General features: G+C 55.3%; 13 protein-coding genes. 5 read left to right on the top strand and 8 right to left on the bottom strand.

The genetic code is table 11. The annotated features are described in order from the left end of the window. The first annotated feature begins 1 nt into the window (after position 1). Positions 2-838 carry an NAD-dependent epimerase/dehydratase family protein gene (locus tag METLA_RS0108945; protein ID WP_024298229.1) on the top strand — a complete coding sequence of 279 codons (837 nt, stop codon included), beginning with the start codon at positions 2-4 and terminating at the stop codon, positions 836-838. A 12-nt stretch (positions 839-850) separates the two neighbouring features. Here METLA_RS0108945 and METLA_RS0108940 read toward each other — a convergent pair whose 3' ends face one another. The 6 genes from METLA_RS0108940 to bioB all read right to left on the bottom strand — a co-directional run bounded on the left by METLA_RS0108940 (position 851) and on the right by bioB (position 6,054). Beyond that, positions 851-1,153, bottom strand: coding sequence for a hypothetical protein (locus tag METLA_RS0108940; RefSeq protein WP_024298228.1), 303 nt, complete (start codon positions 1,151-1,153; stop codon positions 851-853). A 75-nt stretch (positions 1,154-1,228) separates the two neighbouring features. Then, positions 1,229-1,897 carry a dethiobiotin synthase gene (gene bioD, locus METLA_RS0108935; RefSeq protein WP_024298227.1) on the bottom strand — a complete coding sequence of 223 codons (669 nt, stop codon included), beginning with the start codon at positions 1,895-1,897 and terminating at the stop codon, positions 1,229-1,231. Positions 1,898-1,901: 4 nt separating this feature from the next. Beyond that, positions 1,902-2,708 (bottom strand): malonyl-ACP O-methyltransferase BioC, encoded by an 807-nt coding sequence (gene bioC / locus METLA_RS0108930; protein ID WP_024298226.1) that lies wholly within the window; start codon positions 2,706-2,708, stop codon positions 1,902-1,904. Then, entirely contained in the window at positions 2,705-3,496 is a 792-nt protein-coding gene (gene bioH / locus METLA_RS0108925) for a pimeloyl-ACP methyl ester esterase BioH (protein WP_024298225.1), read from the bottom strand. Before bioH ends, bioC begins: the two co-directional genes overlap by 4 nt. 38 nt (positions 3,497-3,534) lie before the next feature. After that, positions 3,535-4,701, bottom strand: a complete 1,167-nt coding sequence (gene bioF, locus METLA_RS0108920) for an 8-amino-7-oxononanoate synthase (RefSeq protein WP_024298224.1) — start codon at positions 4,699-4,701, stop codon at positions 3,535-3,537. 351 nt (positions 4,702-5,052) lie between these two features. Continuing rightward, positions 5,053-6,054: a biotin synthase BioB gene (gene bioB, locus METLA_RS0108915; protein ID WP_024298223.1), complete on the bottom strand. Its 1,002-nt coding sequence runs from the start codon at positions 6,052-6,054 to the stop codon at positions 5,053-5,055. Between the two features lie 54 nt (positions 6,055-6,108). Between bioB and METLA_RS0108910 the strand changes: the two genes are divergently transcribed. From METLA_RS0108910 to METLA_RS0108890, 4 genes are all read left to right on the top strand, one after another. Further along, entirely contained in the window at positions 6,109-6,813 is a 705-nt protein-coding gene (locus METLA_RS0108910) for a ComF family protein (protein WP_029646552.1), read from the top strand. 51 nt (positions 6,814-6,864) lie between these two features. Further along, positions 6,865-8,463: a glycerol-3-phosphate dehydrogenase/oxidase gene (locus METLA_RS0108905; protein WP_245598765.1), complete on the top strand. Its 1,599-nt coding sequence runs from the start codon at positions 6,865-6,867 to the stop codon at positions 8,461-8,463. Between the two features lie 294 nt (positions 8,464-8,757). Further along, a complete protein-coding gene (locus METLA_RS0108900) occupies positions 8,758-9,336 on the top strand; it encodes a hypothetical protein (protein ID WP_024298220.1) in 579 nt (192 codons plus the stop codon). Between the two features lie 70 nt (positions 9,337-9,406). Further along, the gene (locus tag METLA_RS0108890; RefSeq protein ID WP_152539410.1) at positions 9,407-10,213 is read left to right on the top strand and encodes a hypothetical protein; all 807 of its coding nucleotides are present in this window, start codon (positions 9,407-9,409) and stop codon (positions 10,211-10,213) included. A gap of 252 nt (positions 10,214-10,465) precedes the next feature. Here the strand turns inward: METLA_RS0108890 and corA are convergent, their stop codons facing one another. Together corA and METLA_RS0108880 are read right to left on the bottom strand one after the other, a co-directional pair. Next, positions 10,466-11,530 (bottom strand): magnesium/cobalt transporter CorA, encoded by a 1,065-nt coding sequence (gene corA, locus METLA_RS0108885; protein ID WP_024298218.1) that lies wholly within the window; start codon positions 11,528-11,530, stop codon positions 10,466-10,468. 16 nt (positions 11,531-11,546) lie between these two features. Then, positions 11,547-12,185 carry a YchE family NAAT transporter gene (locus tag METLA_RS0108880; protein ID WP_024298217.1) on the bottom strand — a complete coding sequence of 213 codons (639 nt, stop codon included), beginning with the start codon at positions 12,183-12,185 and terminating at the stop codon, positions 11,547-11,549. Between the last annotated feature and the right edge of the window lie 8 nt (positions 12,186-12,193).

Below are 12,193 nucleotides of genomic sequence, written 5' to 3'. Positions count from 1 at the left end.
GATGGCCAAAATTTTAATCATAGGCTGCGGCGGCATCGGCGCCGCGCTGGGCCGTCAGCTGGCCGGGCAGGGCCATCGTGTGACCGGTCTGAAACGGCAGCCGCCGGCGGTTGACGATGCAATCCATTATCTGGCGGCGGATATTGCCGAGGCTGCAACCTTGGCAAAGCTGGAAACCGATTTCGACCAGGTGTTTTTCATCGTTTCGGCCGACGGCCGCAACGAGCCAAGCTACCGCGCGGTCTATCAAACCGGCTTGCAGAATGTGCTGGAGCGATTTTCCGGCGTGCCGATGCTATTTGTTTCTTCGACCAGCGTTTACGCGCAGTCGCGCGGCGAATGGGTCGATGAAGCATCCGAGGCCGAACCGGACGATGTGAACAGCCGGCTGATCCGGCAGGCGGAAAAACAGGTGCTGGCGGCGAATCCGGCCAATATCGTCGTGCGCTTTTCCGGCATTTACGGGCCGGGCCGCGAACATCTGGTCAGATTGGCGGCGACTACGCCTGCAATCCAGCAAACGCCGCCTTACTACACGAACCGGATTCATCAGGACGATTGCGTCGGCGTTTTGGCGTTTTTGTTTACGAGGCGTCTGGCTGGAGCATCTATGGATCGCTGTTATCTAGCCAGCGACGACGATCCGGCGCCGATGTGGGAGGTCGTCTCTTGGTTGGCCGAACGCCAGCACTGTCCGCAGCCTGTTATCAAACCCGTCGGAGCCGATGCGTCGCTGAACAAGCGCTGCGATAATGCCCGCTTGAAAGCGCTGGGCTACCGGTTCCGGTTTCCGGGTTACAAAGACGGTTATTGCTGGGTAGGGCCTATGCAGGATTGAGCGCGAATCGCGTCAGGACTCTTTGCTTTCGCCGACGGTGAATTCGATCCCGCCGACCCATCTGGCGATTTGATTGTATAAAAAGCAAGTCAGCAGCGTGAAGCCATAGCCGAACAAACCGCTGACCACCGGCATGACCGACACGGCGATGGCGAGGCGTAGCCATAACTGACTGCCTTCGCTAAATCTTTCCGGGTGCGATAGGAACAAAATAAGCACCAGCACGATGAAAAATAGGGTGATCGATGCGGCGAACAGCGCCGCCATCATCTTGCCTGTCTGATGATAAGAAATGTGAGTGATTTGTTTTTTCATGGAATCGACTGCTGTTTTTCGAGTTGAGCAAGGCCTTTAAGGGTTGGCAAAAACGAATCTGCCATATTGGCGAGTCTAAAGCGCATCCAAATTGATAAAGCGGTGCAGGGCGTTTAAGTCGGCGGATGGCTGATAAGGGATGACGCCGAGCAACGGCGCATCCAGCGCGCTTTGGAGCGTCGAGATATTGTCTTCCGCGCAAACCATGCCCGGGTCGTTACAGACCGCGATCCAGCCGGCAAACCTGAGCCCTTTCAAGGCGATCGCCTGCGCTGTCAATTTGGCGTGATTGATACAGCCGAGTTTGACCCCGACCGCCAGGATCACCGGCAAGCCGAAAGCCAGCGCGAGGTCGCTGATGTCTTCCCGAGCATTGATCGGAGCATGCCAGCCGCCGGCCCCTTCGACCAGCACGATGTCGGCCAGTGCTTGCAATTGCCCGAAGCGCGCCTTCAGTACCGCCAGATCGACCGGGTTCTCCTTTCCGGCCAGATGCGGCGAGACCGGTAATTCATAGGCATAGGGATTGATCAGCTCGTAATCGAGCGGGAGGCTGGCATGGGCCTGAAGCAGCAGAGCGTCTTCGTTTTTGAGTTTGCCGCCTTCAAGCCGGCAGCCCGAGGCGACCGGTTTCATGCCGACGACCGTTTTGCCTTGATTCTTGAAGGCCTGCATCAACGCCAGCGTCGCCCAGGTTTTGCCGGCGTTGGTGTCGGTGCCGGTGATCAAATAACCTTGCTGCATAAGATCAGGCTCTTGCGGAAACGATCAATATTTCGAAGGTGGCCGGAATCGTCCCTTCACTGCGATGGCGTTCGTAAGCGCGATACATCGCCTGCATCTTCGCTTTGCCGGTCAGGTTTTTCGGGCGGGCAAGATGCACATTATGCGCGCCGATCTGTTTCAGCTCGCGCATCAGTTCGACCACCGAGGCATAGCGCGGCATATGCAGGGTTTGCCGAATCCGGCAGGCGCTGAAGCCTGCCGCTTGCAAGAACCGCATCAGTTCCTCTTCGCCGTGAAAGGCGTTCACATGCGGCAGCTCGTCGATCTCCGCCCAGGCGCTTTTGAGTTCCTGCAGGGTCTTGGGGCCGAAGGTCGAGAAGAGCAACGGGCTGCCGGGTTTTAGCATCCTTTTCAAATCGGCAAGCACATGCTCCAGCCGGTCGCACCATTGCAGGGCCAGATTCGAATAGATCCCGTCCAGGCTGTCGTCCGCGAACGGCAGCCGTTCCGCGTCGGCGCAGACATAATGCAGCGCAGGCTGTAAGCCGTCTTTTCGGTTCAGCTTGCAACGCGCGGCTTCGAGCATCGACGCGGCAATATCCAGCGCTATCACCGCGTCGGGTTTATGACGGGCGGCCAACAACAGCTCGGCCAGATTGCCGGTGCCGCAGCCGAGATCGAGCACGGTGCCGCGAATGCCTTCTTGCTCGGCCTCTCGCATCAAATCGATCGCGCTGCGCCGTTGCAGCGCGGCGGCTTGATCATAAGTCGCCGAGGCGGCGGCGAAGGATTGCCTGATCCGGGGTTTATCGAGCAGCGCCATGTTCATTTTGACTCCATGAAGCCTGAAATGATCTCGCTCAGTTGATCCTGATGGCTCAAAAAGGGCACATGCCCGGCTTTATCGATGAGATGTAATTGCAGGTCCGGTTGCAGGCGCTGCAAATGCGCGCCGAGCGCATGCGGAACCAGCGTGTCCCGGCCGCCCAGAATCGCCGAGACGGGCCGATTGAACGCCGCCAATGCCGGGCGCAAGTCGGCTTCTTTCAGGATTTTCAGCCCCTGTTGCAGGGCGGCATTGTCGGGCGGATCGCACTCGAAAATGGCCGCTTTCAATGTCTTCAACAGGGCTTTCGTATCCGGGAGACTATGGACTTGCAGCGCCAGGAAGCGCAGCAGCGTCTGCTGGGCATCTTCGGTCAATTGGCTGGAAAAGGCGTCCAAGACGCGAGACGAGACGCCCGGCCAATGCTCGGGGCTGTCGGCGGCATCATGGGTGCGGATAAACCGCGGATTGCCGGCCAGCAGGATCAGGCGGTCGGCATGATCCGGAAAACGGGACGCGATGTCGAGCGCGATGGTCGCGCCGAGCGACCAGCCCAGCCAGCAGGCCGGTTCGTCGCCGACCGCGGCAAGCAGCATGGGTGCGAGATGCTCCAGATCGAAAGCAGGCATCCTGCCGCTGCGCCCGTGTCCCGGCAGATCGATGCAGGTGATGCGGTAGTCTTTGGCCAGCGTTTCGGCGAAAGGCCGCCAGATGCCCGTGTGCATGCCCCAGCCGTGCAGCATCACGATCGGTTTGCCGTGGCCGTAGGTTTCTGTATGGATGTGTGTCATCAAAGCATTTCAGTGTCGGTAACGACTCAATGGCCGCATCATGCCAAGCCTTTGAGTCTGTCCAGTTCATTCAGCAATCGATCGACCTGCGCATCTTCATGCGCGGCCGAGAAAGTCACCCTGAGCCGCGCGCTGCCTTGCGGCACGGTCGGCGGCCGGATCGCGCCGACCAGAATGCCGGCATCCAGCAAGGCTTCGCTGAACGCCATGGCTTTCCGGCTGTCGCCGAGAAGAATCGGCTGGATGGGCGAGGGCGACGGCATCAGTTCGAGGCCTATTTGCTCGGCGCCTTGTCGGAAACGTTCGGTCAATCGCTTCAATTTGTCCCGCCGCCAGTTTTCGGTGCGGACAATTCTCAAACTAGCGCGCGTGGCCTCCGCCACCGCGGGCGGCAGCGCGGTCGTGTAAATATAGGTGCGCGCCTTCTGGATCAACAGTTCGATCAGGGCATCGGGGCCGGCCACGAAGGCGCCGAAGGTGCCGAAGGCCTTGCCGAGCGTGCCGACCAAGACCGGCACGTCGCATTGCTTCAAACTGTAATGTTCGAGCACGCCGCCGCCTTGGTCGCCGAGCACGCCGAGGCCGTGCGCGTCATCAACCATCAGCCAGGCATCCTGTTCCTCTGCGAGCCTTGCGATCGCCGGCAGCGGTGCGAGATCGCCGTCCATGCTGAAGACGCCGTCGGTCACGATCAGTTTTTTGCCGCTTGTGGCAGCGAGCGTGTTCGCCAGATGGTCGAGATCGGCATGGCGATAGCGCTTGAAGCGCGCGCCGGACAACTGACCGCCATCGATCAGCGAAGCATGGTTCAGACGGTCTTCGATCACCGTATCGCCGCTGCCGACCAGCGCGGAAATCGCGCCGAGGTTCGCCATGTAGCCGGTCGAAAACAACAGCGCTCGTTCGCGGCCGCAAAACTCGGCCAGTTCCTCTTCGAGCGCGTGGTGCGCGGCGCTATGGCCGCAGACCAGATGCGCCGAGCCGCTGCCGACGCCGTATTGGCCTGCGGCGTTCTTGAACGCGCGGATCACGTCCGGATGATTCGCGAGGCCGAGATAATCGTTGCTGCAAAAATTGATCAGCTCGCGGCCGTCGGCCGTCAGATGCACGCCCTGCGGGGAGGCGATAATCCGCCGTTTGCGGTACAGGCCCTGCGCGGCGACGGCTTCGAGCGTGTTTTCGGCATCGGTCTGAAAAGTGTTCATCGGAAAATCAGGCTAGGCTGGCGTTTTTCGGTAACGGGGGCGTGCTTGAGAGGCTTCTGAGCGGGACGAGGTTTTCAACCCTGTCCCAAACGTTTCGGAGCGCCCATGGGTGCAATTCATCAGGCATGTCCATGCTCCAAACGTTACGGACGGGATGAATATCCCGTCCGGCCGTAGTTAAGGCAGTTATCTCCCTCGCCCTTCGGGAGAGGGTCGGGGTGAGGGGAATAAAATAAGGAAAAATACTTTATTTTGATCCCCTCATCCTAGCCTTCTCCCGGAGGGAGAAGGGACCGGTCATCCTTAACTTAAATGGCAGTGACCCTGGAGTGTGGGAACGATGCAACGATATTATTGCTGCGCGTAGCTCGACCCGCCCATATGCACGCCGAGCCGGTCGAACAGTGTTTTGTCGTGGTTCGTCATCGGGTTGTCGGTGGTCAGCAGCTTTTCGCCGTAGAAGATCGAATTGGCGCCGGCCAGGAAGCACAAAGCCTGCATCTCGTCGCTCATGCTGGTGCGGCCGGCGGACAGGCGCACCCGCGACTTCGGCATCATGATCCGGGCGACCGCGATGGTCCGGATGAACACGAACGGGTCCAGCGCTTCGGTGCCCATCAACGGCGTACCTTCGACCTGCACCAGCATGTTGATCGGCACGCTTTCCGGATGCGCGGGCAGGTTGGCCAGTTCGAGCAACAGCTTGGCGCGGTCGTCGTCGCCCTCGCCCATGCCGACGATGCCGCCGCAGCAGACGTTGATGCCGGCGTCACGAACGCGCGCGAGCGTATCGAGGCGGTCCTGATAGGTGCGGGTCGTGATCACTTCGGAATAATACTCTTCGGAGGTGTCCAGGTTGTGATTGTAATAGTCGAGGCCGCCTTCCTTCAGGCGCGCGGTCTGCTCGTCGGTCAGCATGCCGAGCGTCACGCAGGTTTCCATGCCCAGCGCTTTGACGCCCTGCACCATTTCGACTACTCTCTCAATATCCTTGTCCTTCGGTTTGCGCCAGGCCGCGCCCATGCAGAAACGGCTGGCGCCTTGTGACTTGGCCTGCTCGGCGGCTTTCAGCACGTCTTCGACCGGCATCAATGCCTCCGGTTTCAGGCCGGTGTCGTAGCGGGCGCTCTGCGGGCAATAGCCGCAATCTTCCGAGCAGGAGCCGGTCTTGATGCTGAGGAGGCTGCTGACCTGCACTTCGTTCGGGTCGAAGTAGGCCCGATGCGCGCATTGCGCCTTAAAGATCAGGTCGTTGAAAGGCAGGGCGAACAGCGCGCGCACTTCGTCGAGTTGCCAGTCATGGCGGATCGGCGCGGCGACTTCGAGGGCGCTGGCGGCAGGTTGGGCGGTCATGCGAGAGATCTCCGGGGTGGTAAATTCAAAACTGATCAACCCATTCGGGCAAAAATGGTGAACAACTGGCTTGATATTATACAGCAACTGCTGTTTCCGCCAACCTGTATCCTGTGCGGTAATCCGGGACAGGCGGGGCGCGATCTGTGTTCGCACTGCAGGCTGCAATTGCCGGCCAATGCGTGCTGTTGCCCGTGCTGCGCAAATCGGATGGACGCCGTCGCTGCCGAGGCCAATCGGCCTTGCGGACGCTGCATCGGCCGCCCGCCTGCCTTCGATAAAGTCCATGCGCCTTTTCTATATCAGGAAGACATGCGTTATCTGATCACCGGCTTGAAATTCAGCGCCCGCCATGCCAATGCGCGTTTGCTCGCCCAATTGCTGGCCGAGCATATCGGTCAGAATGCGCAGAGGCCCGATTGCCTGATGCCGGTGCCTTTACACAAGGCGCGCTACCGCGAACGCGGCTTCAATCAGGCGATTGAAATCGGCAGACTCGTCGCCGCAGAAACCGGGATTCCGCTCGATCTGACCAGTTGCCGGCGGCGGCGCGATACGCCGCATCAAGCCGGGCTGACCTCCAAGCAGCGGCGGCGAAACATCAAAAATGCGTTCGAGCTGGTCAGGCCTGTTTCATGCCGTCATGTGGCGATTCTTGACGATGTAATGACGACCGGTTCTACCGCGCATGAGATGGCGGTGCTGCTCAAAAATCAGGGTGTCGAGCGGGTCGATGTCTGGGTTTGCGCACGCGCCTGATTCGGCATCTGTATTATGATCAGAAAAAACCACGCAATTTATGGAGAGGACATGAGCCAAATGATGCGGCGCGATTTTTCCCGTTTGCAAGATAGGACTTTCGATGTGCTGATTTGCGGCGGCGGCATTTACGGCGCCTGGACCGCCTATGATGCGGCCTTGCGCGGCCTCAAGGTCGCGCTGGTCGACCGCGGCGATTGGGCGAATGCGACATCGAGCGCATCGAGCAAGCTGGTGCACGGGGGGCTTCGTTATCTTGAAAATTTCGATTTCAAGCTGGTGCGCAAAACGCTGGCCGAACGGCAGATGCTGATGGCTGCGGCGCCGCATCGGGTGCGCCCCTTGCGCTTCGGCGTGCCGGTTTACCGGGACAGCCGGCTCGGCTGTTTCCGGCTGGCTGTCGGCCTGACGCTGTATGACGGGCTGGCCGGATCGATCAACGATGAACAAGGTTTTAAGCGTTACGATGGACAGGAATTTTCCGCGCGCTTTCCGTTCTTGCGTGCCGCAGGTTTGAAAGCCGGCTTTACCTATCTCGATGCGCAAACCGATGATGCGCGCCTGGTGCTCGAACTGGTCGCGGGTGCCGAAAGCGCCGGCGCGGTCTGCCTGAACTATTGCAAGGTCAGCGATTTTATCGAGCGGAACGGCAAGCTTTCCGCGGCGGTAGTGACAGATCAGCTCACCGGTGAAAGCGTCACGGTGCAGGCGAAACAGTTCGTGAATACGGCCGGGCAGTGGGCCGGCCTGTTGCGGCACGGCAAGCGCAATTACCGCTTGAGCAAGGGCGTGCATCTGATTCTGCCGAACCTATTGGACAAAGAGGCCTTATTGCTGACCGCGAAGGCCGACGGCCGGGTGTTTTTCATGATTCCCTGGTATGGACGGACGCTGGTCGGCACGACCGACACCGATTACGGCGGCGATCTCGATAAGGTGAAGGTTGAAGATAAGGACATCGATTATTTGCTGAATGAGGTGAACGGAGTCGTAAGAAACAAGAACTGGATCCGGGAAGACGTCATCGGCAGTTTCGCGGGGCTGCGCGTGTTGAAGCAAAGCGACCGGTCTTCCCCTTCCGCGGTCAGCCGCGACTGGGAATTGCATGCCTCGGACAATGGGTTGTTGACCTCGATTGGCGGCAAGCTGACCTCGGCCAGAAGCGATGCGGCGCATATCGTCGATAAACTCTGTGAGAATCTGGGAATTCGACAGTCATGCGGAACTTTCGGCAAGCCGCTGCCGTGGTCGCCGGGGGCCGATTTTCCGGCCTGGTCTGAATCGATGACAAGGCGCGCCCTGGAGTTGGGGATCGACAAGGAAAGCGTGCATTGGTTGCTTTTTCGCCATGGCAGCCGCGTCACGGAGGTCTTTGCATTATGCGAAGAGCATCCCGAATCGGTGAGTCGAATCATGCAGGAGGCGCCCTTTATCATGGCCGATCTGCTGTTTTGCACGCGCAGCGAAATGGTCGTGCATCTCGAAGATTTGCTGCGGCGCCGGCTGCCTTTGCTGATCCTGGTGAAACTGAAGCAGGAAGATCTGCAGTGGATTGCGGAGATCGTCGCGCCGGTATTGGGTTGGGATCAAGAACAGTGCGAGTCTGAATGCCGGCGTGTTTTGCAAGCCTACAGTTTAGACGGTGGTTAACGGCGGATGGGCGCGACAAAAGCATCCGCTTTGTGGCAACCTTTGACGAGTTTTACTCGATAGCCACTATACATTTGTAAGTTATTATTTTTTTATAAATTTATCAAATGAGTTTGGCTTGAAGTTACGATCACAATAGGCGAAAAGATCTATCACGCCGCAAAAAAACACCTCATTCGGCAAAATACCCTTTCTCTTTAGTTCTGCTCAGTGGGTTGTTAAAGATTAGTTTCATGTCTAACCTTAAAGCTTTGAACAAATCTTAATTGCTGGCAGATATACGAGGCATGTTAAATGAAAATTGCAATTCTTGGATGGGGTTCATTATTATGGGACAAAAGTGCAGAATTTGGTGATCAAATTCAAGAATGGCTCCCTGATGGTCCCAATTTAATGCTTGAATTTTCCCGGATATCACAGAGTCGTGGTAATGCCTTAACACTCGTTTTGGACGCACAAAATGGTGCGATATGTAAAGTATCATATGCATTCAGCAAACGCAAAAATCCCGATGATGCTATTTGCGATCTTAGATGTCGTGAAGGAACAACTCTCAAGAATATTGGTTTTTACTTTGCAGATGAGTCACGCTCGCCAAAATACCGGGACGCTCAAGCATTTAATAGCATACAAAGTTGGGCTTTAGAGAGAAAAATAGATGTTACTGTTTGGACTGATCTAGAAAGCAACTTCCAAAAACAGTCCAACGAAGCATTTTCAGTAGAAGCAGCGCTTGCCTATCTTCAAATCGATGCTGTTGATAAAGCTAAGGCTGCGCAGTATGTGCAGCGTGCACCACAATTTATCGATACGCCACTTCGCAAAGAATTACAGGTGCAGCCTTGGTTTTTAAATCAACTATCTAAGCTTTAAGCAATATAGCTTAGATATACTGCGTCTTGTTGACTTATTGTGTATTTTTTGATAGTGAAGAGAATTTTTTATGTGTAATGCTTGGAATCATTCTCCTTATTGTACTTGTGGATGGGGCGGCGCTGGGCATCTTGGGCGTCGACAGGCAAGTATTAATACACATTGCGCGTATGGATCAAGTTATTGGTGGGTGCCGCCAATTTTCCATTCATATGAAAGCTATGTAAATCCAAATGCCTTATGTCCTGTATGTGGAGCTGCCGTATTTTTTTATCAATCCCCAAATGGAGGAAGGGTGTTTTTTGACGAACTCGGCCCTCCATGGCCAAAACATCCCTGCACAGATAATAACAGCATTCCGAAAAATACAGGAATAGCTTCTATCCCGCGTATCCAATTTGGTGCCATTAATGTTTATGATTGGCAAAAAAATGGATGGCATCCTTTCTTTATTAATGAGATTTCAAAAATTGATAAATATGTCTTGCAAATTAGTGGATCATTTAATGGTAATAGGTTAAATATATATGTAAATAGAAGTGTTAATCCCATTATCGAAAATAATGTTTTTGCAGATGCTACTATAGCAAGTATTGCCTACGTAATAGAAACATTAGGGGGGAATTATAAGTTATCGATGGTCACTGCTTTTGGAAATAGCCTTAGTGTTAATGCATTTCGTTATCGATCAGAAGCTACACAAGAGCAGGATATGATATCTTCCTCTGCAAAAATATTTCGTACTAAAAAATCAAATGTAAAGCTGGTTAAAAAGAAATCGACTAAAAAAGGCTTCCAGGAGGCTATAGAAAAAACAGCATTAGCTCTTGCATATGAAGAGGCGCTAAAGAAACAACTTGAATTAAAGTCATCATGAAAATAGCTTAGTGTATCCGCGTAAAATGGGGTATGCGCCTTTTGCAACCAGGCATAAAATGTACATTAGTAAAAATGTTGTTTCTAACGCTAGCATGAAGCAGCATTATGATTAATGCGCTTAGCAACAAGTCAGCAGGTATATGAAATCTTACTGCTGCCGGCTTTATGGAGCCGCCAGAAATTAATGTATGCGAACTTTTACTCGCGCTGATGCTGCCCTATGAATCAATCCCTGCTATGGGGGCAGACCTCAAAGCCACTTGCGTTTCCTGAAGAACATCAACAGGAAACCCGATATCACGATAAAAATCCCCCATAGCAGCGGATAACCCCATTTCCATTTCAGCTCGGGCATGTAGTCGAAGTTCATGCCGTAGACGCCGGCGATGAAGGTCAGCGGGATGAACAAGGTCGAGAACACGGTCAACACCTTCATCGTTTCGTTCATTTTGTTGCTAATGCTGGACAGGTAGATGTCCAGCATGCCGGAGATCAGGTCGCGGTAGGATTCCAGCGCTTCGATGATGCGTATCGTGTGATCATAGACATCGGTGAAATAATGTTGGGTGCGCTCGTTCAACAGCGGCGATTCGCTGCGGTGGATCGCGGCCAGCATTTCCCGAAGCGGCGAGATCGAGCGGCGCAAATAAATCAGTTCGCGTTTGATTTTCTGTATCGCCGTCATCGTGCGGTGGGTCGGGTTGGTCAACAATTCGTCTTCGACCGTTTCGATCAGATCATCAAAGGTATCCTGCAAGGCGAAATATTCGTCTATCACCGTATCCATGATCACGTAGGCCAGGTAATCGCCGCCCTGGGCGCGGATATGGCTTTGGGGTACGTTCAGCCGGTTGATGATCGGGTCCAGAATATCGTCGGGTTTTTCCTTGAAGGTGAACACGATGTTGTTCAACAGCAGCAGGCTGATTTGCTCGTATTCGACCGACGCATCGCCGTTCTGCAAGGCGATCGCCTTGAACACGATATATAGATAATTCTCGAATTCCTCGAATTTTGGCCGTTGATGCGTATTCAGAATGTCTTCGAGCACCAGCGCGTGAATATCGAAATGCCGCCCGATCGCCTCGATCACCGAGACATTCTGCAAACCGTTCACGATGACCCAGGTGACCGTCTCGGGGGTATCGTAGGCCGGAATATCGTCGACCGAGGCGAGCGTACGCTTTTCGAGCAGCGAGGCGTTGTAATTGATTACCGTGATGCTTGGGACGTGATCATGCACATCGCCGACATGCACGAGGGAGCCCGGCTCCATGCCCGATTTTTCGGAGGCGTAACTGAGCGATTCAATCATGTCGGCAGCGTGTGGATTAGGGGGTGGCGGATAAGATCGGAAACAAACCTTTCAAGCCGCCGGCGATGAATTCGACTGCCAGCGCGGACAGCACCAAACCCATCAGGCGCGTGAAAATATTGATGCCGGTCTGGCTCAGATGTTGGGTCAGCCAGGGAATGAAGCGAATGACGATCCATAAGATCAGGGCGACCGTCACGATGTCCAAGCTGATCAAAAGATAATGCCAGAGCGAGCCGTCCGTTTGCGCATAGAGGATCACCATACTGATCGCGCCGGGGCCGGCCAACAGCGGCATCGAGATCGGCACGACCGCGCTCGACTGGCGGTTTGCGTTGGCTTCGGCCTCCTGCCGGTTATGTACCAGTTCGCTGGTCTTCGCTTGCAGCATCGAAATCGCCATCAACATCAACAAAATGCCGCCGCTGACTTTGAAAGAGTTGATGCTGATGCCGAAAAACTGCAGCAGGTTTTCTCCGGCAAATAACGCAATCAGCAAGATGACGGCGACCGAAAAAGCGACCGTTCCGGCAATCGACCTCATCTCCGCACGGTTGCCGGCTGTCAGCGAGGCGATGATCGGCATCACGCCCAAGGGATCGACTACGGCGACCAGGGCGATGAGGATTTTGATGTAGTCTGTGTATTCGATCATGCCTTCTT

The sequence above is a fragment of the Methylomicrobium lacus LW14 genome (assembly GCF_000527095.1).
Lineage (GTDB): Bacteria > Pseudomonadota > Gammaproteobacteria > Methylococcales > Methylomonadaceae > Methylomicrobium > Methylomicrobium lacus.
This window is presented reverse-complemented; position numbering and strand designations above follow the sequence as displayed.